The organism is Paractinoplanes toevensis, assembly GCF_018332695.1.
Taxonomy (GTDB): domain Bacteria; phylum Actinomycetota; class Actinomycetes; order Mycobacteriales; family Micromonosporaceae; genus Actinoplanes; species Actinoplanes toevensis.
Genome location: NZ_BOQN01000050.1, coordinates 22,496 through 46,574 on the forward strand (window position 1 = coordinate 22,496; position 24,079 = coordinate 46,574).

The following is a 24,079-nucleotide window of genomic DNA, read 5'->3' on the forward strand; positions in this document are numbered from 1 at the left end:
CGGCGAAACCGCCTCGTGGGGTAATCGGTGTGCGCCAGACTGCGCAGATGGCATGGTTCGACAATCTCCGGGTGGGCGTCAAGATCGGGTTGGCACTGAGTCTGGCGTTGCTCGCGGGGGCGGTGGTGGCCGTCGCGGGGATGCTCGCGTTGCGCACGGCGAACGCCAACGCCACCGCCATCTACGAGGAGAACCTCAAGCCGGCCGGGGCGCTGGCCAGCGCGCAGGGCTCGTTCGACGACGAGGTCTTCAACCTGACGATGATGGAGATCGCCGACACCCCGTCGGCGACCGAGCAGCGCCGCACCGCCGTGCTGGCGGCCGCCGACCTGGTCGACTCCGGCCTCAGCGGGTACGAGGCTCTCGGCCTGGAGGCCGCCCAGCAGGAACCGGTGACGCAGCTGCGGAACGGTCTGACCGCGTTGGCCACAGTGCGCGACAAACAGCTCATCCCGGCCGCCACCGGCAGCGACAGCGGCGCCTTCGAAGACGCTTACACCGCTGCCGCGGAACCGCTGGTCGACCAGGTCAACAGCGCCTTCGACGAGCTGACCGCGTTCGAGACGGCCAGCGCCGCGACCGCCGCCGCGCAGACCCGGCACAGTTACGACACCAGCCGGGTCATCATGCTGTCCTGCCTGGCCGCCGGCATCCTGATCGCCGGGGGGACCGGGCTGATGACGGTACGGAAGATCACCGTGCCGCTCGGTGAGGTCAACCAGAGCCTGGCCCGGATGGCCGACAAGGACCTCACCGTGACGGTGACCGCCCGGTCCCGCGACGAGGTCGGCACCATGGCGGCCTCGCTGAACCTGGCCACCACGACGATGCGGGACACGGTGCAGACTCTCGGCACCGCCTCCCACTCGCTGGCCGCCGCCGCGGAGGAACTGTCGGCCACCAGCAATCAGATCGCCGGCAGCGCCGAGGAGGCCAGCAGCCAGGCCGCCGCGGTCGCCGCGGCCACCGAGCAGATCCGCAGCAACGTCGACACGGTCTCGGCCGGCTCCGAGGAGATGGGCGCCTCGATCCGCGAGATCGCCGAGAACGCCAACCAGGCCGCCCAGGTCGCCGGCCAGGCGGTCGCCATGGCGACCAGCACCAACCGGACGGTCACCAAGCTGGGCGAGTCGTCGGCGGAGATCGGCGACGTCATCAAGCTGATCACCGCGATCGCCGAGCAGACCAACCTGCTCGCCCTGAACGCCACCATCGAGGCAGCCCGGGCGGGCGACGCCGGCAAGGGCTTCGCAGTGGTCGCCTCCGAGGTCAAGGACCTCGCGCAGGAGACGGCGAAGGCCACCGAGGACATCAGCAACCGGGTCAGCGCCATTCAGGCCGACACCGACACCGCCATCACCGCGATCGGGGAGATCGGCGAGATCATCGGCCGGATCAGCGACTTCCAGACCACGATCGCCGCCGCGGTCGAGGAGCAGACCGCCACCACCGGCGAGATGAACCGCGGGGTCGGCCAGGCCGCCGCCGGGGTCGGCGAGATCGCCACCGGCGTCGACACCCTGGCCTCCACTGCCCAGCTGACCACCGAGAGCGTCAACGACTCGCAGCGAGCCGCCGCCGAGCTGGCCCGCATGTCCAGCGACCTGCAGAGCCTGGTCGGCGCGTTCCGCGTCTAGGCCCCGCAGCAAAGAAGGCCACAGGAAGTCAGCAGCAAGTTGTCCGGTTATCCAAAGCCGGCGCACAGAAGATGGCCGGATGATGCACTCCCGGCCCGCCCGGCCGCCGCTCTCCCGGCGGACGATCGCCCGGCTGGTCCAGTTGACCGGCCTGTTCGACGTCGTCACCGCGATCGCACCACCCCGCCACGGCCGGATGGTCACCCTGATGGAGTTCGTGCCGGCCGCCGGGGTGCTCTCGGCCCGCGCCGGCACCCTCCTGGTCGGGCTCCTGCTGATCTACCTCGGGGCCGGCCTGCGCCGCGGCAAGCGCCGAGCCTGGCAGGTGACCGTCGCCCTGGCCGCGCTCTCCATCGCGTTGCACCTGGTCAAGGGCCTCGACTTCGGTGCCGCCGCGGTTGCCGCGGTGCTGCTGGTGATGCTGCTGGTCACCCGGGACCGGTTCACCGCGGTCGCCGACCCGGAGAACCGCTGGCGGGCCCTGACCGCGCTGGCCGGGTTCGCCGGTGCCGGGTTCCTGCTCGGCTTTCTGGAGATCGCAATCCGGGCGAACCGGCTGGTCGGGGCGCCGGGGGTGGCCGACTGGGCGCGGGAGGCGGCGCTCGGCCTGGTCGGCCTGGACGGGCCGGTCGAGTTCCGCTACCGCTTCGGCGCCGAGGCGGTCGCCTGGACCACCGGCGCCTGCGGGCTGCTCGCGGCCGGGGTGGCGCTGGTGATCCTGCTGCGGCCGGGATCCCGCCGGCCACAGCGCGACGGCGACGGCGAGGTGCGCCTGCGTGAGCTCCTCGGACGGTACGGCGGTGCCGACTCGCTCGGCTACTTCGCGTTACGGGCCGACAAGTCGCTGTTCTGGGCGCCGAACCGGGCCGCGGCGGTCGCCTACCGGGTGGTCAACGGGGTGAGTCTGGCGGCCGGCGACCCGATCGGACCGGAGTCGGCCTGGCCCGAGGCGATCGGCGGATGGCTGGCCGACGCCGAGCGGCACGGCTGGACCCCGGCGGTGTTGGGCTGTGGAAACGCGGCGGGCCGGGCGTACCGGAAAACGGGTTTGGACGTTGTCGAACTCGGTGACGAGGCGGTGGTCGACACCGCCGCGTTCTCGCTGACCGGGCGGCCGATGCGGGGCGTGCGGCAGGCGGTCAACCGGATGCGGCGGGCGGGGTACACCTGCCGGGTCGCCCGGCAGCGCGACCTCAGCGCCGGCGAGCTGGCCGGCGCGGTCGCGGCCGCCGATCTGTTCCGCGACGGGCCGGTGGAGCGCGGCTTCTCGATGGCGCTGTCCCGGCTCGGCGAGCCCGGGGACGCCGACTGCCTGCTCGTGCTCTGCCACGACGAGCACGCGACGCTGCGCGGGCTGCTGCAGTTCGTGCCGTGGGGCACCGACGGGCTGTCGCTCGATCTGATGCGGGGTGACCGCACCGCCGACAACGGACTCACCGAGTTGATGATCGCCACGGTTCTCGAGGAGGCCGGCGCGCTGGGCGTACGCCGGGTCTCGTTGAATTTCGCGGTGTTGCGGTCGGTCTTCGCGCGCGCCGAGGAACTCGGCGCCGGTCCGGTCCTGCGGCTGTGGCACCGGCTGCTGAAGGCGGCGTCGCGGCTGTGGCAGATCGAGTCGCTGTACCGGTCGAACGCGAAGTACCAGCCGGCCTGGCAACCGCGCTACCTGTGCTTCCCGACCGCCCGGGACCTGCCGCGGATCGCGGTCGCGGCACTGACCGCCGAGGCGTTCCTGCCCGAGCCGCGGTTGCCGCGTGTGCGCCGGGCGGTCGAGGTGCGGGCATGACACTCACCGGCCTGCCGCTGATCGGGCTCGTGGCGGTCGCTTGCGTCGCGGCCGGCGCGGTCACCGTGCGGCGGTGGTCGCGCGCCGGGATCGCCGCCCGCGTCGCCGGGGTGCTGCTCCTCGAAGCGCTCGTCGTGGGCACGGCCGGGCTGGCCGTCAACCGGCACGAGCAGTTCTATCCGTCCTGGCGGGCGCTGCGCGGCGACACCGGCACCGTCGCGGTGGCCGCGCCGGTCGTCGCCGGCCGGCTCGACGACCGGCCGGCCACCACGTTTCGCTGGCGGCCGGCCGGGCTCGCGCAGTGGCATCTGGCCGAGCCGCCCCTGATCTCCCTTCCGGCCGACTACCGGTCCCGGCCGGACGTGGAGTTTCCGGTGGTGCTGACGTTCGGTGCGGCGGCTCCGCACGTCTCGGCGGCGGTGACCGTGACCATCGCACCCACCGCCCGCTCGGTGTTGTCCGATCTGCCGGCCTCGCTCCGGCGGGACCTGCGGGTAACCGCCACCGGGTGGGACATCGTCGGTGGCGGCCCGCTCGGTGACGCCCTCGTCGCGGCCGGCGTCGGCACCCGCGACCACTCCCCCGCCGACCTGCCGCCCGCGCTGGCCGCTCCGCTCCGGCTGCCCACGTCATGATCCTCGGACTCGCCCTCGCCGCGGTGGCCGGGACCGCCGGGCTGCTCGCCGTCCGCTGGGACCGGCTGCGCGCGCTCGGCCGCTCCGCCCTGCTCGTCGCCGCCGCGCTCAGCGTCGTCGCGGCCACTGCCGTCCAGGTCAACCGGCTGGTCCAGGCCTATCCCACCGGCGGCACGCCGGCCGCCACCGCGGCCACCGGGAGCCGCATGCTCAGCGTGCTGGTGCCGGGCCGTCTCACTCTTGGGATGTACGTCTATCTGCCGGCCGCCTACCGCACCGGGCGGGGCCGGTTCCCGGTGATCGAGGCGCTGCACGGCTATCCCGGCTCGCCGCAGACGTGGCTGCGCCGGCTGGACGTCCAGTCCTATCTGGACCAGGAGATCGCGGCCGGCCGGATGGCACCCACCGTGGTGCTGTTCCCCTGGCAGACCCCGAGGCGGCTGCTCGACACCGAATGCACCAACCTGCGCGGCGGCCCCCAGGCCGAGACGTTCCTGACGGTCGACGTGCCGGCCTTCGCCCGCGCCCACTACCGCGTCCGCACCGACCGGGCCGGGTGGGGCCTGACCGGCTACTCGGCCGGCGCGTTCTGCGCGATCAACCTGGCGCTGCGGCACCCCGGCCAGTTCGCCGCGGCCGCCTCGCTCTCCGGGTACTCCTCGCCCGGCATCACCATCGGCGACGGCTCGGAGAAGACCCTGAACAACCCCGGCTGGCGGTTGCGCCACCTGCCCCAGCCGGCCATCGCCCTGTGGCTGGGCTGGGCCGGCGACGACCGGCAGTCCGCCCGCGACTCCCGGCGCCTGGCCGCCCTGCGGCGCCCGCCGCTGGCGGTGACCACGGCGGTGGTGGCGCACGGCGGCCACAGCGACGCGGTCTGGACCCGGATGGAGCCGCCCGCCTTCGACTGGCTCTCCGCCCACCTGGCCCGGCCGCTGTCGTGAGATGCCTGCCGGCGCTGGTGGCGCTGCTTCTCACCGGCTGCGCCCCGATTCCCCGGCCGTCGGTGGTCACCCTGGGCGACTCGGTTCCGGCCGGCACCGCCTGCGGCTGCGATCCCTTCCCCGCCCGGTACGCCCAGGCCCAGCACGCGATCGACGTCAACCTGGCCGAACCCGGTTCGACGGCCGCCGACCTGCGCGCGGCAGTACCGGGCGAGCGGGACGTGCTGGCGGCCGCCACCGAGGTGGTCATCATGACCGGCGCCAACGACCTGGCCGGCTCCTTCGACGACCCGGCGCGATACGGACCGGTGACGGCGGGCGTCGAGGCGGACGTGGTCGCGGCGGTGGCCGCGATCGAGCGGATCCACCGGGTCCCGGTGATCATCCTGGGTTACTGGAACGTGGTGCGCGACGGCCGGGTCGGTGCCGCCGCGTACGGTCCGGCCGGTGTCGCCGCGGCGGCGCGGGCGACCGCCGAGCTCAACCGGGCGTTGCAAGCCGCGGCCGACGCGTCCGGCGCCAGGTTCGTCGCCACGCTCGCCGCTTTCCACGGGCCCGGCGGCGACCGGGATCCGACCGGCCTGCTGGCCCCGGACGGCGACCATCCCGACGCGGCCGGGCACGCGGCGATCGCGGCCCTGCTGCCACCACTGGCCGCAGCAGGGCCGCGCACCGAATGAGATCAGGGCAGGTCGATCGGGCGCAGGACGCGATCGATGCCGTGGGCGATCTGCCGGTTGCCCTTGTTGATGTTGAAGGAGATGACTCGCGGGTTGCGGTCGCTGGTGTCGGCGTCGATCAGCCGGATCTTCCGGTGGCGGTAGCCGTACACATCGACCTTGATCTTCGATCCGGCGGCCGTGGTGAGGCGGGCGCCGTCGGACTTGAACGCCGCCGTGCGGGTCACGGTGGCGCCCGGCACGACGTGGTAGAGCAGGACGGCTTCGACGGTGTCGATGCCGAGGCCGGCCACCGCGGTGAAGGCGGCCTTCTCGCCCGGCAGCCGCCGGGTGTGCTGCAGGTCGGCGACCAGCGTCTCGAACGCGCGGTCGTTCGGCAGGAACGCGGTCAGCGCCGTCCGGCCGTCGGTGAGGACGCCGACCGGGCTGGCCGGCTTGGCCTTGAGCACGGCGAGCACCGCGGCGGTCAGGATGTCGTAGTCGCGGCCGTTGCGGTCGAAGCCGCTGCCGTGGGCGGTGAGCACCGCAGCCAGCGACCGGGTGCCCAGCGGCTTGGTGTGCGCTTCGGCCGGCGCCGAGGCCAGCGCGGAGAGCACCACAGCGGTGGCCGTGACGGCGACGGTTCGGATGAACCTCATCGTGGCGTGTCCTTCCGGGTACGGGGTGGTGGCGTCGGTGCCACCACCCCGTACTTCGACCGCATCGCCCTCGATGGATGCAGTCAGGACGTCAGGGTTCCGCGGAGCAGGCTGCGGCCGGAGTGGGTGGCGTCGCCGTCGTGCGGTTCGTCGCTGATGTCGACCAGCCGGTACCGGTTCATGTCGACGCCGGGCGGCACCGGCAGCGTCGCGTCCGGCACGTCGGCCAGGTTGCCGATCGCGATCATCCGGGTGGGATGGTCCGGGTCGATCAGCCACACCTCGTGGAAACCGGTGGTCAGCGGCAGGTTGCGGACGTCGACCCGCATCAGCCCGTCGGACAGCACCCGGACGGTGCCGTTCGCATCGGCCGGCACCGTGGCCAGGGGCCGGAGCGTGGCCCGCGCGGTCACCGTCTCGGCCGGGGCGCGCTGCCCGATCCGGTCGGCCACGACGGTGCCGGCCACCGCCAGGACCGCGGCGGCGGCCGCGGCCAGCACGGGCGTCAGCCACCGCGGCCGGGTCCGGCCCGATCGGATCGGCCGTACCGGTGCGGGGCTTTCCGCGGCGGCCAGGTGCGCCTCGATGCCCAGCCAGACCCGCTCGGGCGGGGCCGGCAGCCGGCCGAGGTCCTGCCCCTCGGCGCCGAGCTCGGCGACGTGCCGCAGCGCGTCGAGGTCCTGCCGGCAGGCGGGGCATTCCGCCAGGTGGTCGGCCTCGGCCGGGTCCTGCGGTTCAGAGAGCGCGAGAAGCACGAGCCGATCGGGATCCAGATGCTGCACCGTCCACCTCCCAACGACGTCGCAGATTAGCCATTCCGCGGCGGATATGGCTCTTGACCGTGCCGAGCGGCAGCCCGGTGACCGCCGCTATCTGGGGATGCGTGAGGTCGTCGAAGAAGGCCAGCTCCAGCGTGCGGCGCTGCTCGGTGGGCAGGCGGCTCAGCTCGTCGGCGACGATCAGCCGGTCGATGATCCGCTCCGGAGGCTCGGCCTCGTCCGGCGCGGGCACCTGGGCGCGGACCGTCTCGGCCACCCGCTGGTCGCGGGCGGCCGACCGCAGCCGGTCGACGGCCTTGCGCTTCGCGATGCCGAGCAGCCAGCCCAGCATCGTGCCGCGCTGCGGGTCGTAACCGTCGCGCCCGGTCCAGGCCGCCACGAACGTCAACTGGGTGACGTCCTCGGCGTCGGCCCGGTTGCCCAGCAGGCGTTGAGCCAGGTACAGCACCGTCGCGCCGTGCCGGTCGTAGGCCACCCGGAGGGCCTTCTCGTCGCCGTCGCGCAGGCGTTCGGCGAGCTCGTCGTCGGAGTCCATCGACCTCCTTTCCAAACCGGTCCTGACCGTTGTTCGCTGCGAGTCCGGCCGGCAGATGCACCCTGACGGCGGATACCATCGCCACGCAACCAGGTAGTCGGACACATGGAGGTCGCGTGGCACCGGACGACATCTCGCGCCGGGAGGCGGAACGCCTTCGCGGGCTGGCCGAGGATGCCCGGGTGGCCAGGACTTTCGAGGTGCTCGCCGACCGCGGCGCCCTGTGGGTCTGGGGCGACGAGGACGAGATCCTGTTCACCGAGGACGCCCGGCGCACCACGCTGCTGCCGATCTGGCCCTACGCGACGGTGGCCCGGTTGGAGAACGAGGGTGAGGTCGACGGCGAGCACGCCATCCGGATCCCGCTCGAGGTGTTCCTGGCGGAGTGGTTGCCGCAGCTCGCGGACGATGACGCCGGCATCTCGATCTTCCCGGTCGAGGAGCGCAACACCTCGGTCGTCACGCTCGACGAGTTCCGGTCGAGGATGACGGCCGCGCTCCGGCTGAACTGAGGCCGTGTCTCCACTGGACGTTCGGGGGAGATCGGCTGGATATCAAGGTCGATAGTGTCGGGCCGTGACGCGGACAGCGCAGCGGTGGACGGCCCGGTGGTACGTGCAGGCCACCACCGTCGTCGCCGTGCTCGGCAGCGCCTGGTGCGTGGCCTACCTGACGACCGGCGCCGGGACCGAGGCGTTCGCGTACGTCTTCGTCCCGGTCGGTGGCGCGCTCACGGCCGCCGCCGTCCACGACGTCTACCGCGCCGCCCTCGATCCGGTCGCCCGGCGGTTCTGGCGCGATGTCCTGCTCTCCGTCGGCGTGATGACGATCGGTTACGCCTGGCTGGCCGTGGACATGCTGACCCACGCGGCCCTGGCCCGCACCCGCAGCATGCCGATCCCGGCGGCGGCCTTGGTGGCCGTCGGCTTCCTGATCGCCATCCGGGCCCTGGCCCGGGTGCCGGTCGCCGCCACCGACGGGGTCGAGCGGTGGCGCGCGCTGCTGGACCGGACGATCGCGTTCCTCGGCTGCGCGGCCCTGTTGTGGTATTTGGGGCTGGCCCCGATGCTGTCCGCCCGTGAGCCGTGGAGCACGCAGGCGACGCTGCTGGTCGGGCTGGGTTTCCTGGTCGCGGCCGGCGCCGCGACGAAGGTGTCGTACGTCGTGGGCGGCCCGGTCGACCGCCTGGCGATGCGGCTGATCGCGGCCAGTGGCGGGGTCCCGGCCGGGGCCGTCGCCGTGCTCGCGGTGCACTTCGGGTACATCGCGACGGTGCCGGCCCAGGCGATCGTGATGCCGCTGGCCCCGGTGCTGATCACGCTCGGCGTCGCGGCTCAGGGCCGCGCCGACCGCGGGCTGCTGCGCAATCCGGCCCGCACCGGCGTCCTGCTGCCCTACCTGGCCATGGTGGCGGCCGACGTGCCGCTGATCGCGGTCGCGGTCGGCGCGCCCCTGCGCTGGCCGGTCCGGGTCGCCCTGATCGCCACGGTCGCGGTGACCGCGCTGGTCACGCTCCGGCAGTACATCGCGCACCGGGAGAACGCCCGGCTGTTGCGGAACACCCGCGCCCAGGAGGAGCGGCTGCAGTACGAGGTCAGCCACGACGGCCTGACCGGGCTGGCCAACCGGGCGCTGCTCCGCGACCGGCTCGCCGCCGCCCTGGCCGGCCCCGGTCCGGCGGCCGTGCTGCTGGTCGACCTGGACGACTTCAAGACCGTCAACGACCTGCTCGGCCACGAGGTCGGCGACCGGTTGCTGGTCTCGGTCGCGCGGCTGCTGCACGCCGAGGTAGGTGACGGGGCTCTGCCGGTGCGGGTCGGTGGCGACGAGTTCGCCGTTCTGCTGACCGCCGGCCCGGATCCCGAGGAACTGGCCGAGCGGTTGCTGACCGCCCTCACCCACCCGATCAGCGAGCACCGCCTGCTGGTGCAGGCCAGCATCGGGATCGCCGTCGCCGCGCCCGGCGCCACCGTCGACTCGGTGCTGCTGAACGCCGACGTCGCGATGTACACCGCCAAGCAGCGCGGCAAGGCCGGCTTCGTGCGTTACGCGGACGGCATGCGGGAACCGGTGCTGGCGCACATGCAGCTCGGCGGCGAGCTGCGGCGGGCCCTGGAGAACGACGAGTTCCGGGTGGTCTACCAGCCGCTCATCGGGCTGGACGACAACCGCCTGATCGGCGTGGAGGCGCTGGTCCGGTGGCATCACCCGACCCGCGGCCTGGTCGGCCCGGCCGAGTTCATCCCGGCCGCCGAGCGGACCGGCCTGATCGTGCCGCTGGGCCGGTTCGTGCTGCGCGAGACCTGCCGCCAGGCGGCGGCGTGGCTGGCCGAGTTCGGGCCGGACGCGCTGCAGGAGGCCGGGCTGAACGTGTCCGCGCGGCAGCTGCACGATCCCGACTTCGTGTCCGACGTGACCACCGCGCTCGCCGACAGCGGCCTGCCGTGCGAGCGGCTGGTGCTCGAGGTGACCGAGTCGGCGGTGCTGCGCGGCCAGCAGGTCTCCCGGGCACTGTACGAACTCGACCGGATGGGCATCCGCCTGGCCCTGGACGACTTCGGCACCGGCGAGTCGTCGCTGAGCCTGCTGCGGGCCTTCCCGGCCGCGATCATCAAGCTGGACAAGTCGTTCGTGGACGGCATCGAGATCGACGATGGTCAGCCCGCCGCCGCCGACGCCCGGCAGGCGGTGGCCCGCGCGGTGAGCCAGCTCGCCCAGGCCCTCGGCCTGGCCACGGTGGCCGAGGGGGTGGAGAGCGCCGAGCAGGTGGCCGTGCTCCGGGAGCTCGGCTACACCGTCGGCCAGGGCTTCTACCTGGCCGAGCCGATGACCCCGGACGGCGTGTCCCGCCTGCTGGCGTGCCAGCGGCCGGTCGCTCCACGTTCCCCGAGGGTCGTCAGCCGGCTCTCCTGAGCGCGCGACACCAGGGTGTCTGACGGGCGCGAGCCGCGCCCGGGCGGACCAGGCTGATGAATGTCCGGAAAGCCGAACCGGTTCGACCGAGAGGCAGTGCCTGACATGACCATCCATGAGCAGCAGGCCGGCAGCGACATCCGACCGTTCACCGTGCAGATCGACAAGGACGCGCTCGACGACCTGCGGCGCCGGCTGGCGGCGACCCGCTGGCCCACGCGGGAGATCGTCGGCGACCGTTCGCAGGGCGTGCAGCTGGCCACCATGCGGGAGTTGAGCCGGTACTGGGCGACGGAGTACGACGGGCGGCGGGTCGAGTCCCGGCTGAACGCGCTGCCGCAGTTCACCACCGAGATCGACGGTGTCGACATCCACTTCGTGCACGTCCGGTCCGGGCACGACGACGCCCTGCCACTGATCATGACGCATGGCTGGCCGGGCTCGGTCATCGAGATGCTCGACTCGGTCGGCCCGCTGACCGACCCCACCGCGCACGGCGGTACCGCCGCGGACGCCTTCCACCTTGTCCTGCCGTCCCTGCCGGGGTACGGCTTCTCCGGCGAGCCGGCCGAGGTCGGGTGGGATCTCGCCCGCACCGCGAAGGCGTGGGCGGAGCTGATGCGCCGGCTCGGCTACGACCGGTACGTGGCGCAGGGCGGTGACGTCGGCGCCGGCGTCACCGACACGATGGGGCGGCTGGGTCCGGACGGGCTGGCCGGCATCCACACCAACCTGCTCGTGCCGGCCCTCAACGATCCGGCGACGCTGCCGAGCGCCACCGAGGCGGAGCGCGCGGCACTGGCCGCCATCAAGACCTTTCAGACCAGCGGGAACGGCTACTTCGTGGAGATGGCCACCCGGCCGCAGACGATCGGGTACGCGTTGCTGGACTCGCCGTCCGCTCTGGCCGCCTGGATGATCGACCACGACACCGACGCGTACTACAAGATCGCCCGTGCGTTCGTCGACGGGCAGCCCTCGGGCAACCTCACCCGCGACCACATCCTCGACAACATCACGGCCTACTGGCTGACCGGCACCGGCGCGTCCGCGGCCCGCTCGTACTGGGAGGCCTACGGACCGGATGCGCCCGCCGCCGGTGGTCAACCGCTCCCGCCGCCGCGGATCCCGGTCGGTTTCAGCGCGTTCCCGGGCGAGATCTGGCGGACGCCGCGCAGCTGGGCCGAGCAGGCCTACCCCACGCTCAGTTACTTCGGCGAGGCCGCCCGGGGCGGCCACTTCGCGGCCTTGGAGGAGCCGGAGCTGTTCGCGGCGGAGTTGCGGGCCGCGTTCGGCCCCCTGCGGGGCCTTTCACTCTGACGATCTAGATGTACGGGCATGCCGCACCGTCCGGCGACCCACCGCCTTGAATAGGGGAAATGTCTGTTTAAGGGGAAACATGAACGCGTTACGCCGCACCACGCCCGTACTCGCCGTGCTGGCCACCTTCGCCACGCTGGTCAGCGCCCGGCCGGCGGCCGCCACGACGCCCTTCCCGCCCGGCGATCCACTCCGCGACAGCGTGCAGGTCACCGGCACCGGTGAGGTGTTCGGTGAACCCGACACCCTCACCGCCGACTTCGCGGTGGAGACCACCGCGGCCACCGTCGGCGAAGCCCTCGACAGCGCCGGGACGGCGGCCACCCGGATGCGCGACGCGCTCGTCCGGGCCGGCATCGCCCGCGCCGACCTCCAGACGTCGAACGTCGGCATCAGCTCGCGCACCGACGACAAGCAGCAGATCACCGGCTACACGGTGAACCAGGGGCTCACCGCGAAGATCCGGAAGCTGCCGCGCGCCGGGGCGGTACTGTCCGCGGCCATCGCCGCCGGCGGCGACGCGGCCCGGCTGAACGGCGTGTCGTTCGCGATCGAGGACAACACCGCGCTGCTGGCCGAGGCCCGGAAGAAGGCGTTCGCCGACGCCCGCACCAAGGCGGTGCTGTACGCCCGGGAGGCGGACCGGCAGGTCGGCCGGGTCGTCACGGTGACCGAGGCGTCGGGCGGGTACTACCCGGTGCCGGTCGCCATGGACAGCATGGCCGCGGCGGCGTACGCCCGGGTCCCGATCGAACCGGGCCGCCAGCGGCTGACCGCCACCGTTACCGTGACCTGGGTGCTCGCGCCGCTGCCGGCACCGTAGAGCAGACTCTTGGTGAGATCACTTCACAGGAGGTCAGGATGCGAATTGCCGTCACCGGAGGCACTGGCAAGCTCGGCCGGGCCGTGGTCACCGATCTCCGGGACCACGGCCACGAGGTGATCAACCTGGACGCGGCCGCGCAGCGACCGGACATCCGGATCGACCTCACCGACTACGGGCAGACGCTCGAGGCGCTCACCGCGATCGACGACCGGTACGACCGGATCGACGCGGTGGTGCACCTCGCGGCGATCCCCGCGCCGGGCGTGACGGCCAACGCCGCCACCTTCCACAACAACATCACCGCCACCTACAACGTCTTCGCGGCGGCGAAGGCGGCCCGGATCACCAACGTCGTCTGGGCCTCCAGCGAGACGCTGCTCGGCATCCCGTTCGACACCCCGCCGCCGTACATCCCGCTCGACGAGGAGTACCCAGCCCGCCCCGAGTCCCGGTACGCGCTGGTCAAGCACCTCGAGGAGACCATGGCGGCGGAGTTCTGCCGGTGGGACCCGGCGCTCAAGATGGTCGGGCTGCGGTTCTCCAACGTCATGGAGCCGGCCGACTACGCCGAGTTCCCCTCGTTCGACGCCGACGCGACCCTGCGTAAATGGAACCTGTGGGGTTACATCGATGCCCGGGACGGTGCTCAGGCCGTACGCAAAGCGCTGGCCTTTGATGTGCCCGGCGTGGAGATCTTCATCATCGCGAACGCGGACACCGTGATGAGTCGCTCGTCGGCGAGCCTCGCCGCCGAGGTCTATCCGGGCGTGCCGGTGACCAGGGAGCTCGGCGAGCACGAGACCCTGCTCTCGATCGACAAGGCCCGGCGGCTTCTCGGCTACGAACCGCAGCACAGCTGGCGCTGACCCGGTGGATGTTCGACCGGCTTGGGAGCCGCCCCGGCCCGCCGTCCGGCGCCGGGCCGATCACACCGCGATCGTGGGTTGCGACCTGTTCGTCGACGGGGTCGCCGTCGAGAGCCCCGGCTCGGCCGCCGACCTGGCCCGGCTGCACGAGCGGGCCCGCGCTCAGGACGGCGCGTTCGTGTGGCTCGGCCTGCACGAGCCCACCGAGGCCGCGCTCACCCGCGTCGCCGAGGTGTTCGCCCTGCACCCGCTGGTGGTCGAGGACATCCTGCACCGCGAGCAGCGGGTGAAGATCGAACGCTACGAGGACATGGTGTTCCTCGTCGTCCGGGCCGCCCAGTACGTCGAGCACGAGCGGATCACCGCCACCAGCGAGATGGTCAGCACCGGTTTCGTCCGCATCCTGATCGGCCCGCAGTTCGTCATCACCGTGCGGCAGGGCACCGTGATGGAGCTCAGCACGCTGCGCACCGATCTGAGCGCGGATCCGGAGATGCTGGCCCAGGGCCCGTGGGCGGTGGTGCACGGGATCCTGGACCGGCTCGTCGACGGCTACGTCGACATCGCGGCCGCCATGCAGACCGACCTCGACCTGACCGAGGCGGCCGTGTTCGCGCCCGGGACACCGGTCACGGTCGAGCAGATCTACCAGCTCAAACGCCAGCTGATGAAGTTCAAGGCGGCCGTGCTGCCGCTCCAGCGCCCGCTCGCCGCCCTGTCCGGCAAGCAGTTCGCCGACCTGCCCAAGGAGATCCGCCGCTACTTCAGCGACGCCGCCGATCACCACGCCGCCGCCGTGGAGCAGGTCATCGCTTTCGACGACGTGGTCAACACCCTCCTGCAGGCCCGGCTCACCCAGCTGACCGTGGACCAGAACAACGACCTGCGCAAGATCGCCTCGTGGGCGGCGATCGCGGCGCTGACCACCGCGATCGCCGGCGTCTACGGCATGAACTTCGCACACATGCCCGAGTTGACCTGGCGCTACGGCTACCCGGCCATCATGTTGGTCATGCTGGTCAGCGCCGGCGTCCTCTATTGGGTGTTGCGCCGCGCCGGCTGGCTCTGACCGTCATTCGGTGCGCAGCGCCACCGCCGTCCGGGTCCGGGCGGCCCACCCGGCCGGCAGCAGGGCACCGCCGGCCGCGAGCACCAGGCCGGCCAGCGCCAGCACGGCGAGCAGGCCCGGCGCGTACACGTCGATGGTGCTCTGCGGAAGCCGGATGCCGGCGCCGTGCGCCATGGCCGGCACCGCCCAGTGGTGCAGCAGCCAGCCGGCCGGGACGCCGGCTACGCCGCCGACCAGGCCGGGAATGCCGACGGACGCGACGACCATCACGGCGGTCTGCTTCGGGGTCATTCCCACCGACTTGTGTACGCCGATGTCATGCACCCGGTCACGCGATTCGAGGACGACCGCGTTGAGTACGCCGAGCCCGGCCACCGACACCAGCAGTGCGGTGAGCAGGGCGGTCAGCGAGTCGAGGATGACCAGCGTCCCGTCGGCGCCCTCGGCCTGGGTGGCCTCGGCCTGCAGGTTCCGGCCCTGCAGCGCCACCAGGTAGGCGGTGCGATCGGTCCCGGGGGCGAGCTTGATGTACCACTCCAGCGCCGGTTGCGGGCCGGGCAGGCTGGCGGCATCGGTGTAGAGGTGGTTGTTGGCGCTGCCGTCGAACACCTCGCCGACCAGGGTCAGCGGCCCGTGGCCGGTCCCGGTGACGGTGTCGCCGACGTGCTTGCCGGTCGCGGTGAGGAAACCGGTCGTCACGACCGCCTCGCCCGGTGCGGTGTACCAGCGGCCGTCGAGCATCTCGTACCCGGCCGCCCGGGCGTCGCCCGTGGTGACCGTGCCGCGGGCCGTCTCGCGCAGCCCGTCCACGGCGACCTCGGCCGGTCCGCGACCGTAGTAGCTCCCGGTCCCCGGCGTGGCGTCGAGGACGGCGCGCGGGTCGGTGCGGTCGGCGGCGTCCATCGGCGGCAGGACCAGCACGTCGGCCGAGGTGTTCGGTTTCTGGTCGGCGGCCTGCACGTGCCGCAGCGAGACGGCCAGGCCGATCGCGAACGTCGCGGCCGCCGTCCCGAGTCCGATCGTCACCAGCATGGCCAGCAGCCGGGCCGGCCGGGTGAACGGCTGGGCGAGCCCGAGGCTGAACGGCCTCGGCAGCCGGGAACGGGCGGCCAGGCGGGCGGCGAGGCGGCCCCGGCCGTGGGCCGGGGTGCGGCCGACGGCGAGTGCGTCGACCGTGCGCAGCCGGGCCGCCCGCCACCCGGCCGGTGCCGCGGTCGCGGCGATGACCAGCACCGCGGCGACGATCGCGGCGGCGTCGACCCACGGGGTGACCGACATCGGGACGGTGCCGAACAGCTCGGCGACGTCCGCCGTCAACGGCACCGCGAGCAGATCGCCGGCGACGATGCCGAGGACCGCGCCGATCAGGCCCGGGATCAGGGCCTGGGCCAGGCAGGCCCGCACCACCTGCGCCGGGGTCAGGCCGAGCGCCTTCATGACACCGATACGGCGGGTGGCCGAGGCGACCGTGCCCGCCGTGACGTTCCCGATGACCAGCGCGGCCAGGGCCAGGCCGATCAGCCCGAACGCGCTCAGCAACGGCACGAACAGCTGGGTGCGGTGCGCGGCGTCATCGCGTACGCCCAGCCAGCTCTGGGTCTGCGCGCCCCCACCGAGCGCGGTCCGGTGGGCGGTCATCGCGGCCTCGGTGCCCGCGTCGGCATAGCGGTAGAGCATCTGCCAGCCGGTCTGACCCAGCGCGGCGACCCCGCCCGGGGTCATCCAGCCCTGCGCGGTCCGGCTGATCGACCGGCCCTCGCCGACGACCTTCAGCGTGGACCCGTTCGCCACCGTCAGGGTGGTCCCGGCCGGGAGCCGCAGATTGGTCCGGGCGATCACGATCTCGTCCGCGGCGCGGGCCCAGCGCCCGGACAGCAGGGTGACCCGGTCGATCGGGCCGCTGCCCGGGTCCGCCCGGCCGGCCACCGTCAGCGGTGGGAGGCCGGGGCCGGGGCCGCCGTCCTGCTTCGGGGCGACAGTGGCCACCGGGAACGGGCCGGCCGCCTGCCCGGCCTGCGAGGCGGTGGCCGCGACCTGCTGCTCGGTGGTCTTCGCGGCGTCGAAGAGCGCGGTCAGGTGGGCACCGTGCTGCGCGGCGAACGCGTTGGCGAACGGCGCCGACGATGCGGCCAGCAACAGGCCGGCGAGGACGGTCGCGGTGACCGCCATCGCCGTCGCCGCGACGATCACGATCGTGGAGACGCGGCGGCGCTGCGCACCGCGCACCACGGTCCGGATGGCGCTCACGCCGCCACCTGCCCGTCGACCAGGCGTACGGTCCGGGTGGCGACCGCGGCCGCGAGGACCTCGTCGTGGGTGACCAGGACGATGGTCTGGCCCTCGGCGTGCAGGTCGACCAGCAGTTTGCGCACCTCCGCGCCGGACGCCGTGTCGAGCGCGCCGGTCGGCTCGTCCGCCAGCAGCAGCGGCGGCCGGTTCATCAGCGCCCGCGCCACCGCGACCCGCTGCCGTTCCCCGCCGGAGAGCCGGCCCGGGTAGGCCTGAGCGTGCCGGTCGATGCCGAGCGTCTCCAGAAGTTCGGCGGCGCGGCGGCGCGAACCGGCGGCCGGGCGGCCGGCGATCTGCGCGGGCAGCAGCACGTTGTCCGCGACGGTCAGGTCGTCGAGCAGGTTGAAGAACTGGAAGACCAGGCCGATGGTGGCGCGACGGTAGCGGGCCGCGGCGGCCTCACCCAGCCGGTCCACCCGGGTGCCGCCGACCGTGACGGTGCCCTCGGTCGGGCGATCCAGGCCGGCGATGAGGTTGAGCAGGGTCGACTTGCCGCTGCCGGACGGGCCGAGCAGCGCCAGGCATTCACCTTCGGCGACATGCAGGCTCAGATGGTCGAGGGCGGCCTGGTCACCCTCGTAGCGGCGGCTCACATCTACGACGTCAATCATGGTTGGGGACGCTAGGGACACCCGGGCACCCCCGTCGTCGGCCGGGAGAGCGCCTTCGCCGGCCGGGGTCATCCTTGCGGCGTAGTCGAGCGATGGATGCGTGCGGTTTGCCCGGCCGGACACAATGAGCCGATGACCGCTGATCCGCCGCTCACCCGGTGGCGCCGCTTCCGGGCGCTGCCACCGGTCGGGCGGGCGCTGCGCCGCTCCGGGCCGCAGCCGCGGATGACCCGCCGCAACTGGGCCTTCGACGCGCTGCTCGTCGCGGTGTTCATCGTGGTGGCGCTCAGCGGCACCGACATCACCGACCACCTGTTCGACACCACCAACGACGCGGTGACGATCGTGCAGCTCCCCGATCTGCCCGATCTCCCCGATATGCCGGATCCGCCGGGAGGCCCTGATCTCCCCCGCCTGCCGACGCCCATCGACCGCTACCAGAACGATCTCAGCGATCCGCAGGGGCCGGGCTGGATCGCCATCGCCGCGATCCTCCCGCTGCTGCTGCGACGCCGCTATCCCCTCGCCACCCTGATGGGCATCCTCGGCATCACGGTGCTGTCGCTGCACGGCGTGGAACCGAGCACCGACATCCTGCGCGTCTCCTTCTACGCCTGCGTGATCGCCGGGTACAGCGCCGCCGCGTACAGCCCCTACCGGATGTGGGCCCTGGCCGCGCTGCCGCTGGCCGCGCTGCTGTTCAGCTCCTTCCCCGACCTGGCCGTTCCGATCGTGCCGGTCGCCTGGGTGCCGTTCCTGGTGCTGCTGCCGATCGGGCTGGCCGTCAACGGCATGCGCACCTGGCGCCAGCGGGCCGACCGGCTCCGCTCCGAACGGGCCGACGCCCTGCGCGACGCCACCCGGCAGGAACGCGCCCGGATCGCCCGCGAACTGCACGACATCGTCACCCACAACGTGTCCATGATGGTCATCCAGGCCGGCGCCGCCCGCAAGGTCCTCGACACCGCGCCCGAAGCCGCCCGCGACGCCCTGCTGGCGGTCGAGGAGGGCGGCCGGGCGGCCCTCGGCGAGCTACGCGGCGTGATGGGCCTGCTGGCCGCGGCGGAGGACGACACACTCGCCCCGCAACCCGGCCTGGCCCAGCTGCCCCCACTGGTCGACCGGGTCCGCGACGCCGGCATCGACGTCACCGTCACCACGAGCGGCGAGCGGTACCCCCTGCCGGCCGGCCTGGAACTCGCCGCCTACCGGGTGGTGCAGGAGGCCCTCACCAACACCGTGAAACACGCCTCCGGCGCCCGGGCCACGGTCGACGTCGCATACTCGCCGGACGGGCTGCGCATCACCGTCACCGACACCGGCGGCCTGCCGACCCCGGACTCCGCCACCTCGACGGGCCGCGGCCTGGCCGGCCTGCGCGAGAGAATCGCCGTCTACGGCGGGACCCTGCAGGCCGCCGCGCGCCTCACCGGCGGCTACCGGGTCCAGGCCCAGCTTCCCCTGGAGACCCGATGAACGGCGTGCCTGCGGTGCGGGTCGTGATCGCCGACGATCAGGCGCTGGTGCGCGCCGGTTTCCGGATGATCCTCATGGCCGACGGCATCGACGTGGTCGGCGAGGCCGAGAGCGGCGCCGAGGCGGTCGACGCGGTCCGGCGCACCGCCCCCGACGTGGTGCTGATGGACATCCGCATGCCGAACATGGACGGCATCGAGGCCACCCGCCGCATCCTGGCCGGCACCGAACCGCCCCGCGTCATCATGCTGACCACGTTCGACCTGGACAACTACGTCTACGCGGCCCTCGGGCTGGGCGCCAGCGGCTTCCTGCTCAAGGACGTCACCCCGGAATATCTGGTCGCCGCCGTCCGCATCGTCCGCGACGGCGACGCCCTGCTCGCCCCGAGCATCACCCGCCGCCTGGTCGAGCGCTTCACCACGGCCCAGCCGCGCGAATCGCCCCTGCACCGCGACCTCGCCACGCTGACACCCCGTGAACGCGAGGTGCTGACCCTGATCGCCCAGGGCCTGAGCAACGTCGAGATCGCCGGCCGGCTCTTCCTGTCCGAGGCGACCGTGAAGACGCACGTGGCCCGGGTGCTGGCCAAGCTCGGCCTCCGCGACCGGGTCCAGGCCGTGGTCGTCGCTTACGAGACCCGCCTCGTCACCCCCTCCTGAACTCGCCGGGCTTCGGCGCCACCAGCCCGTGCTCGTAGGCCGCGATGACCAGGTGGGCGCGGTCGCGGGCCGGGAGCTTGGCGAGCAGGTTGCCGATGTGGGTCTTGACGGTCCGGACGGCGATGATCAGGTCGGCGGCGATCTCGTCGTTGGACAGTCCCCGCCCGACGAGGGTGAGCACCTCGGTCTCCCGATCGGTGAGGACGTCCGGCCCGCGGGCCGGCCCGACGGCGGGCCGCTGCACGTAGTGCTCGACGAGGCGAGCCAGGATCGCCGGGGCGAACAACGACTCACCGGCGTGGGTGCGGCGGATCGCGTCGAGCAGCTGATCGGGGCGGGCGTCCTTGAGCAGGAAACCGGACGCTCCGGCGCGGAGGGCCCCGTAGACGTACTCGTCGAGCTCGAACATGCTCAGCACCAGCACCCGGGGCGCCTCGTCGCCGGCCAGGATGCGGCGGGTGGCCTCGATGCCGTCCATGCTCGGCATGCGGATGTCCATCAGCACGACATCCGGTTTCAGCGTCCGGGTGAGAGCCACCGCCTCGTCACCGGTGGCGGCCTCCCCGACCATCGCCAGGTCGGGGGCCTCGTCGATGAGGACGGCGAGGCTGTGCCGCAGGAGGGCCAGATCGTCCGCGATGATCACCCGGATCATGCCGTGCCCCGGTCGGGGATGCGCGCGGCGAGCAGCCAGCCGTCGTCGGCCGGCCCGGCCCGGAGGGTGCCGTCGAGGGCCTGCACGCGCTCACGCAACCCGTGCAGGCCGTGGCCGGCCCCCGGTTGTGGCCGCCACCCGGGGCGGGGGCCGTCGTCCCGGGCGCTCACGATGATGGTGTCGCCGTCGCGGTGGACCGCGACGCGGGCGCCGACCGGGCCGGCGTGCCGGAGAGTGTTGTGCAGAGCCTCGCGGACGATGGCACAGACCGTGAGCTGCACGCCGGGCGACACGTCACCCAGCTTCTCGACCTCGAGGGTGGCGGTCATCCCCGCGGCCTCGACGATCGCCGGCAGATCGTCGAGGGTGTCGCCGGGCCGCAGCGGTGCGGGGCCGGAGGTGCGCAGGACGGCGAGCATGCGCCGCAGCTCGGTGGTGGCCTGCCGGCTGACCCGCTCGATGTCGGACAGCGCGGCCACCCGCTCGGCCTCGCCGGCCGGCCCGGTCACGGCGCCCGCGGCGGCGGCCCGGACGGTGATCAGGCCGAGGCCGTGCGAGGCGAGGTCGTGCAGCTCGCGGGCGATGCGCAGCCGCTCACCCTGCGCCGCCCGCTCCGCCGCCCAGGCCGCCAACTCGTCCTCATAGCGGCGGCGCTGCGCATTGGTGCGGATGAGGGCCCAGCCGACCACCGCGACGGTGAAGCCGGCGACGGCCGCGAGCGTCGCCCAGGCGGACGCGGGCGTGGCGAAGCCGGTGGTGGTGAGGGCGAGCCCGAGGAGAACCAGCACGGTGACGGCGACGATCCACACTCGTGAGCGCCAGGCCGGCCGGTCGGTTTCCATCGGGCGAGTCTAGATTCGCCGGCGTCCGGGCGGATCCGACCTGGGTCGGAGGGACCAGGGACGGAGGAAGCCGGCCGAGGACCGGCCCACGGTCCGATGAATTCGGCGCGGCCGCCTGGTGGCATGGATCCATGCTTTCCATCACCCGCCTCAGCAAGCGCCACGGCTCCCGCACCGTGCTCTCCGACGTCACGTTCCAGGCGCTGCCCGGCCGCGTCACCGGGTTCGTCGGGCCCAACGGGGCGGGCAAGTCCTCGACCCTGCGCATCCTGCTCGGGCTGGACCGGCCCACCTCCGGCACCGCGCTGATCGACGGAAAGCACTATCGGGACCTGCCCGACCCGATGCGGACGGTGGGGTCCACGCTCGACGGCTCCGGAGCCCACCGCTCCCGCACCGCCCGCAACCATCTCGCCTGGGTCGCCCGCGCGGCCGGCATCCCCCGGCATCGCGTGCGCGAGGTGCTCGACCAGGTGGGCCTCGCGGGCGCCGGGCGCACCCGGGTCGGCCGGTTCTCCCTCGGCATGGGGCAGCGGCTCGGGCTCGCCGCCGCGCTCCTGGGCGAGCCGGCGGCCCTGGTGCTCGACGAGCCGGTGAACGGCCTCGACCCGGAGGGCATCCGGTGGATGCGCGGCCTGCTGCGCGGGCACGCGGACGCGGGCGGCACCGTCCTGCTCTCCAGTCACCTGATGAGCGAGGTCGCCGAGATCTCCGACGACCTGGTGGTCATCGCCGGCGGGCGCGTCGTGGCAGCGGGCCCGCTCGACCGGGTGATCGCGGGGCACGCCTCGCTCGAGGAGGCCTTCTTCGCTCTCACGGGCGCGCAATGACCGGCTCCCGCGAGCCCGCGACGACCGGCTCCCACGAGCCCGCGACGACCCTCGTCCGCGCGGTCGCCGCCGAGCTGCGCAAGACCGCCACCCTCCCGGCCAGCCGCGGCGCACTGGCGGTCGCGATGCTCGGCTCGCTCGGCATCACCGTGCTCAACGCCGTCAGCGTCCGCAACGCCCTCCGGTCTGGGCAGCCGGAGCAGGTCGGCTACACCTCCCCGGTCGAGGCGGCGTTCTCCGCCTTCCCGCTCGGCACGGTCGGCGCGGTCATCCTCGGCGTCGTCGTGATCAGCAGTGAATACACCGCGAACAGCCCCGACGCGGGCGGCGGCCGGCAGATCACCGCGACCCTCACGGCGACACCCGGCCGGCTCGCCCTGCTCACCGCGAAGGTCGCCGCCGCCGCGGTCCTCGTCCTGGCCACGGCCGCGATCACGATCCCCGCGTGCCTCGCCCTGGCGCACCTCATCATCGGCACCCCGTTCCCCGCCGCCACGCTCGGCGAAACGGCGGCCCGCGCCGCGGGCACGGCTCTCTACTGGATGCTGACCGGGCTCATCGTCCTGGCGATCACGGTCCTGACCCGCAGCGGCATCATCCCGCTCATCGCCGGCATCGTGAACAGCTCCGTGGTGTCGGTCTCGATCCTGCTGACGCACCTCACGTCGCTGGCCTACTACCTCCCCGACCTGGCCGGCCTGCGCCTGCACGGCGACGACCCGCTGGACATGTTCCCCGGCGCACTCGACCCGCTCCCCGGCGGACTGGTCATGGCCGCCTGGACGCTCGGACTCCTCGCGGTGTCGGCCACCGTCTTCACCCGGCGCGACGCATGACCAGGACCCTCGCCCGCACGGCCACCGCCGAACTCATCAAACTCGGCGGTCTTCCCGCAGCGCGCGGCGCCGTGGCCGGCACGGTTGCCGCCGGAGCCCTCCTCGCCGCGGCCCTCGCATCCTCCGCCCCGGCCGGCCCGGACGCCGGGCGGGTGGTGACCCAAGCGGTCCCGTTGCTCCAGGCCGGACCAATCCTCATCGGCATCCTCACCGCCGCCAGCGAGTACGCCGGCCGCCAGATCGCCACCACGCTGGCCGCGACGCCGAATCGGCTCCGGCTCCTGGCCGGGAAGGCCGTCGCCTACCTGCTGGTGGCCGCGGCCACCAGCGTCGCGACAATCGGTGCCGGGCTCGCGGCGGCCTGGCTGACCCGCGCGGTCCGAGGCGACGGCCCGGCACGGGAGCTCGACGGGTGGGCGGCGGCCGGCGGCGGGTGGGCGGCGGCCGGTGCGGTGGTCTATCTCGTCCTGATCGGCCTGCTCGCCCTCGGTTTGGCCGTCCTTCTCCGATCACTCGTCCCGTCACTGGCGGGCATGCTCGCTCTCGTGCTCGTCGTCTCACCGCTGCTGTCCGGCTTCACCGAGCACGCCCGCTGGCTGCCCGACCGCGCCGGAAGCCTCCTCTACCGCCCGGGCGCCGACCCGGTGCTCGGACCGGCCACCGGCGCCGCCGTCCTACTCATCTGGACCGCACTGATCACGTCGGTCGCGGCCGCCGCCTTCCACTCACGGGACGCCTGAGAGCCGGTGTCGGCCGGCTCGCCGAAGCGGCGGAAATGGCCGGATCGCGCGGCGTTTGCGAGTTGGCGGGTGCCGGAGCCCACCGCCGCGAGTCTGGCCACACCGTCGTCAAACGGAGCCGTACAGCTACCACATCGAGACTGGGCTGGCCCCGCATCAGCGTGGCCTTCACCACCACGTGGCGGATTTCCCGGCCCGAACGTCGATGTTCACGTCGGACCGAGAAACTTGGGCTCATGGGCTAGCCTGTCGCCCAAGCGCGGGTCACCTTCTTGCGGAGCACGTCGTCACGCACGACCTCTCCGGAGGGGGCGCCACCCGAGCTTGTGTACGGAACGTCGTCGCCGTACCTGCGGTCAACGGCTGAATTCAGCCATTTGGCCTGCGGATATGACTACGCCCTTCGTCCACATTGCTCACACGGAGCGACGAAGCTGATACCGTCAGTACTGCCGCGGCGCTGACCGTGACCCGCACCTTAGACGAGGCCTCTCGCAATGGTCCCTGCGG

At 73.1% G+C, this 24,079-nt stretch carries 23 protein-coding genes; 16 read left to right on the forward strand and 7 right to left on the reverse strand.

Features of this window, described 5'->3' with window-relative positions; translation table 11 throughout:
- Nucleotides 1-47 precede the first annotated feature (47 nt).
- The 5 genes from Ato02nite_RS18175 to Ato02nite_RS18195 all read left to right on the forward strand — a co-directional run bounded on the left by Ato02nite_RS18175 (nt 48) and on the right by Ato02nite_RS18195 (nt 5,682).
- Nucleotides 48-1,637 carry a methyl-accepting chemotaxis protein gene (locus Ato02nite_RS18175; protein ID WP_213007742.1) on the forward strand — a complete coding sequence of 530 codons (1,590 nt, stop codon included), beginning with the start codon at nt 48-50 and terminating at the stop codon, nt 1,635-1,637.
- Between the two features lie 79 nt (nt 1,638-1,716).
- The gene (locus tag Ato02nite_RS18180; protein ID WP_213007743.1) at nt 1,717-3,423 is read left to right on the forward strand and encodes a phosphatidylglycerol lysyltransferase domain-containing protein; all 1,707 of its coding nucleotides are present in this window, start codon (nt 1,717-1,719) and stop codon (nt 3,421-3,423) included.
- Nucleotides 3,420-4,058, forward strand: coding sequence for a hypothetical protein (locus Ato02nite_RS18185; RefSeq protein WP_213007744.1), 639 nt, complete (start codon nt 3,420-3,422; stop codon nt 4,056-4,058). Before Ato02nite_RS18180 ends, Ato02nite_RS18185 begins: the two co-directional genes overlap by 4 nt.
- Nucleotides 4,055-5,002, forward strand: a complete 948-nt coding sequence (locus Ato02nite_RS18190; protein WP_213007745.1) for an alpha/beta hydrolase — start codon at nt 4,055-4,057, stop codon at nt 5,000-5,002. Before Ato02nite_RS18185 ends, Ato02nite_RS18190 begins: the two co-directional genes overlap by 4 nt.
- Nucleotides 4,999-5,682 carry an SGNH/GDSL hydrolase family protein gene (locus Ato02nite_RS18195; RefSeq protein WP_213007746.1) on the forward strand — a complete coding sequence of 228 codons (684 nt, stop codon included), beginning with the start codon at nt 4,999-5,001 and terminating at the stop codon, nt 5,680-5,682. The genes Ato02nite_RS18190 and Ato02nite_RS18195 overlap by 4 nt, the downstream gene beginning before the upstream one ends.
- A 2-nt stretch (nt 5,683-5,684) precedes the next feature.
- Here Ato02nite_RS18195 and Ato02nite_RS18200 read toward each other — a convergent pair whose 3' ends face one another.
- The 3 genes from Ato02nite_RS18200 to Ato02nite_RS18210 form a co-directional block, all read right to left on the reverse strand.
- Nucleotides 5,685-6,320, reverse strand: coding sequence for a fasciclin domain-containing protein (locus Ato02nite_RS18200; RefSeq protein ID WP_213007747.1), 636 nt, complete (start codon nt 6,318-6,320; stop codon nt 5,685-5,687).
- An 83-nt stretch (nt 6,321-6,403) separates the two neighbouring features.
- On the reverse strand, nt 6,404-7,075 hold the full coding sequence (locus Ato02nite_RS18205; protein ID WP_246607154.1) for an anti-sigma factor: 672 nt from the start codon (nt 7,073-7,075) through the stop codon (nt 6,404-6,406).
- On the reverse strand, nt 7,056-7,634 hold the full coding sequence (locus Ato02nite_RS18210; RefSeq protein WP_213007749.1) for an RNA polymerase sigma factor: 579 nt from the start codon (nt 7,632-7,634) through the stop codon (nt 7,056-7,058). The genes Ato02nite_RS18205 and Ato02nite_RS18210 overlap by 20 nt, the downstream gene beginning before the upstream one ends.
- Nucleotides 7,635-7,750: 116 nt before the next feature.
- Here Ato02nite_RS18210 and Ato02nite_RS18215 point away from each other — a divergent pair, with 116 nt between their 5' ends.
- The 6 genes from Ato02nite_RS18215 to Ato02nite_RS18240 all read left to right on the forward strand — a co-directional run bounded on the left by Ato02nite_RS18215 (nt 7,751) and on the right by Ato02nite_RS18240 (nt 14,628).
- Nucleotides 7,751-8,146 carry a DUF2750 domain-containing protein gene (locus Ato02nite_RS18215; protein ID WP_213007750.1) on the forward strand — a complete coding sequence of 132 codons (396 nt, stop codon included), beginning with the start codon at nt 7,751-7,753 and terminating at the stop codon, nt 8,144-8,146.
- A gap of 64 nt (nt 8,147-8,210) precedes the next feature.
- Nucleotides 8,211-10,547: a putative bifunctional diguanylate cyclase/phosphodiesterase gene (locus Ato02nite_RS18220; RefSeq protein ID WP_213007751.1), complete on the forward strand. Its 2,337-nt coding sequence runs from the start codon at nt 8,211-8,213 to the stop codon at nt 10,545-10,547.
- 105 nt (nt 10,548-10,652) lie between these two features.
- On the forward strand, nt 10,653-11,867 hold the full coding sequence (locus Ato02nite_RS18225) for an epoxide hydrolase family protein (RefSeq protein WP_213007752.1): 1,215 nt from the start codon (nt 10,653-10,655) through the stop codon (nt 11,865-11,867).
- A gap of 79 nt (nt 11,868-11,946) precedes the next feature.
- A complete protein-coding gene (locus tag Ato02nite_RS18230) occupies nt 11,947-12,690 on the forward strand; it encodes an SIMPL domain-containing protein (protein WP_213007753.1) in 744 nt (247 codons plus the stop codon).
- 38 nt (nt 12,691-12,728) lie between these two features.
- A complete protein-coding gene (locus tag Ato02nite_RS18235) occupies nt 12,729-13,559 on the forward strand; it encodes an NAD-dependent epimerase/dehydratase family protein (protein WP_213007754.1) in 831 nt (276 codons plus the stop codon).
- Nucleotides 13,560-13,563: 4 nt separating this feature from the next.
- Nucleotides 13,564-14,628 carry a magnesium and cobalt transport protein CorA gene (locus Ato02nite_RS18240; RefSeq protein WP_213007755.1) on the forward strand — a complete coding sequence of 355 codons (1,065 nt, stop codon included), beginning with the start codon at nt 13,564-13,566 and terminating at the stop codon, nt 14,626-14,628.
- Nucleotides 14,629-14,631: 3 nt separating this feature from the next.
- On the opposite strand, the gene Ato02nite_RS18245 is transcribed toward Ato02nite_RS18240, so the two are convergent.
- The gene (locus Ato02nite_RS18245; protein ID WP_213007756.1) at nt 14,632-16,875 is read right to left on the reverse strand and encodes an ABC transporter permease; all 2,244 of its coding nucleotides are present in this window, start codon (nt 16,873-16,875) and stop codon (nt 14,632-14,634) included.
- On the reverse strand, nt 16,872-17,528 hold the full coding sequence (locus Ato02nite_RS18250; protein WP_213007757.1) for an ABC transporter ATP-binding protein: 657 nt from the start codon (nt 17,526-17,528) through the stop codon (nt 16,872-16,874). Before Ato02nite_RS18250 ends, Ato02nite_RS18245 begins: the two co-directional genes overlap by 4 nt.
- 132 nt (nt 17,529-17,660) lie before the next feature.
- On the opposite strand from Ato02nite_RS18250, the gene Ato02nite_RS18255 reads away from it, so the two are divergent.
- Nucleotides 17,661-19,004: a sensor histidine kinase gene (locus Ato02nite_RS18255; protein WP_213007758.1), complete on the forward strand. Its 1,344-nt coding sequence runs from the start codon at nt 17,661-17,663 to the stop codon at nt 19,002-19,004.
- Nucleotides 19,001-19,666, forward strand: a complete 666-nt coding sequence (locus Ato02nite_RS18260; RefSeq protein ID WP_438873051.1) for a response regulator — start codon at nt 19,001-19,003, stop codon at nt 19,664-19,666. The genes Ato02nite_RS18255 and Ato02nite_RS18260 overlap by 4 nt, the downstream gene beginning before the upstream one ends.
- Here the strand turns inward: Ato02nite_RS18260 and Ato02nite_RS18265 are convergent.
- Both Ato02nite_RS18265 and Ato02nite_RS18270 read right to left on the reverse strand, forming a co-directional pair.
- Entirely contained in the window at nt 19,653-20,321 is a 669-nt protein-coding gene (locus tag Ato02nite_RS18265; protein WP_213007759.1) for a response regulator transcription factor, read from the reverse strand. The genes Ato02nite_RS18260 and Ato02nite_RS18265 overlap by 14 nt on opposite strands.
- On the reverse strand, nt 20,318-21,163 hold the full coding sequence (locus Ato02nite_RS18270; RefSeq protein ID WP_213007760.1) for a sensor histidine kinase: 846 nt from the start codon (nt 21,161-21,163) through the stop codon (nt 20,318-20,320). The genes Ato02nite_RS18265 and Ato02nite_RS18270 overlap by 4 nt, the downstream gene beginning before the upstream one ends.
- A 131-nt stretch (nt 21,164-21,294) precedes the next feature.
- On the opposite strand from Ato02nite_RS18270, the gene Ato02nite_RS18275 reads away from it, so the two are divergent.
- Genes Ato02nite_RS18275 through Ato02nite_RS18285 form a run of 3 tightly spaced genes read left to right on the forward strand, consistent with a single transcriptional unit; the run spans nt 21,295 to nt 23,569 of the window.
- Nucleotides 21,295-21,993, forward strand: a complete 699-nt coding sequence (locus Ato02nite_RS18275; RefSeq protein ID WP_213007761.1) for an ABC transporter ATP-binding protein — start codon at nt 21,295-21,297, stop codon at nt 21,991-21,993.
- On the forward strand, nt 21,990-22,829 hold the full coding sequence (locus tag Ato02nite_RS18280; RefSeq protein ID WP_213007762.1) for a hypothetical protein: 840 nt from the start codon (nt 21,990-21,992) through the stop codon (nt 22,827-22,829). Before Ato02nite_RS18275 ends, Ato02nite_RS18280 begins: the two co-directional genes overlap by 4 nt.
- Entirely contained in the window at nt 22,826-23,569 is a 744-nt protein-coding gene (locus Ato02nite_RS18285; protein ID WP_213007763.1) for a hypothetical protein, read from the forward strand. The genes Ato02nite_RS18280 and Ato02nite_RS18285 overlap by 4 nt, the downstream gene beginning before the upstream one ends.
- Nucleotides 23,570-24,079 lie beyond the last annotated feature (510 nt).

Excerpts from the sequence above, each read along its gene's own strand:
- Ato02nite_RS18175 (WP_213007742.1), top strand. The coding sequence starts at position 48 with ATGGCATGGTTCGACAATCTCCGGGTGGGCGTCAAGATCGGGTTGGCA.
- Ato02nite_RS18270 (WP_213007760.1), bottom strand. The coding sequence starts at position 21,163 with ATGGAAACCGACCGGCCGGCCTGGCGCTCACGAGTGTGGATCGTCGCC.
- Ato02nite_RS18250 (WP_213007757.1), bottom strand. The coding sequence starts at position 17,528 with ATGATTGACGTCGTAGATGTGAGCCGCCGCTACGAGGGTGACCAGGCC.
- Ato02nite_RS18190 (WP_213007745.1), top strand. The coding sequence starts at position 4,055 with ATGATCCTCGGACTCGCCCTCGCCGCGGTGGCCGGGACCGCCGGGCTG.
- Ato02nite_RS18180 (WP_213007743.1), top strand. The coding sequence starts at position 1,717 with ATGATGCACTCCCGGCCCGCCCGGCCGCCGCTCTCCCGGCGGACGATC.
- Ato02nite_RS18260 (WP_438873051.1), top strand. The coding sequence starts at position 19,001 with ATGAACGGCGTGCCTGCGGTGCGGGTCGTGATCGCCGACGATCAGGCG.
- Ato02nite_RS18185 (WP_213007744.1), top strand. The coding sequence starts at position 3,420 with ATGACACTCACCGGCCTGCCGCTGATCGGGCTCGTGGCGGTCGCTTGC.
- Ato02nite_RS18275 (WP_213007761.1), top strand. The coding sequence starts at position 21,295 with ATGCTTTCCATCACCCGCCTCAGCAAGCGCCACGGCTCCCGCACCGTG.
- Ato02nite_RS18235 (WP_213007754.1), top strand. The coding sequence starts at position 12,729 with ATGCGAATTGCCGTCACCGGAGGCACTGGCAAGCTCGGCCGGGCCGTG.
- Ato02nite_RS18225 (WP_213007752.1), top strand. The coding sequence starts at position 10,653 with ATGACCATCCATGAGCAGCAGGCCGGCAGCGACATCCGACCGTTCACC.
- Ato02nite_RS18200 (WP_213007747.1), bottom strand. The coding sequence starts at position 6,320 with ATGAGGTTCATCCGAACCGTCGCCGTCACGGCCACCGCTGTGGTGCTC.
- Ato02nite_RS18280 (WP_213007762.1), top strand. The coding sequence starts at position 21,990 with ATGACCGGCTCCCGCGAGCCCGCGACGACCGGCTCCCACGAGCCCGCG.
- Ato02nite_RS18285 (WP_213007763.1), top strand. The coding sequence starts at position 22,826 with ATGACCAGGACCCTCGCCCGCACGGCCACCGCCGAACTCATCAAACTC.
- Ato02nite_RS18230 (WP_213007753.1), top strand. The coding sequence starts at position 11,947 with ATGAACGCGTTACGCCGCACCACGCCCGTACTCGCCGTGCTGGCCACC.
- Ato02nite_RS18210 (WP_213007749.1), bottom strand. The coding sequence starts at position 7,634 with ATGGACTCCGACGACGAGCTCGCCGAACGCCTGCGCGACGGCGACGAG.
- Ato02nite_RS18255 (WP_213007758.1), top strand. The coding sequence starts at position 17,661 with ATGACCGCTGATCCGCCGCTCACCCGGTGGCGCCGCTTCCGGGCGCTG.
- Ato02nite_RS18265 (WP_213007759.1), bottom strand. The coding sequence starts at position 20,321 with ATGATCCGGGTGATCATCGCGGACGATCTGGCCCTCCTGCGGCACAGC.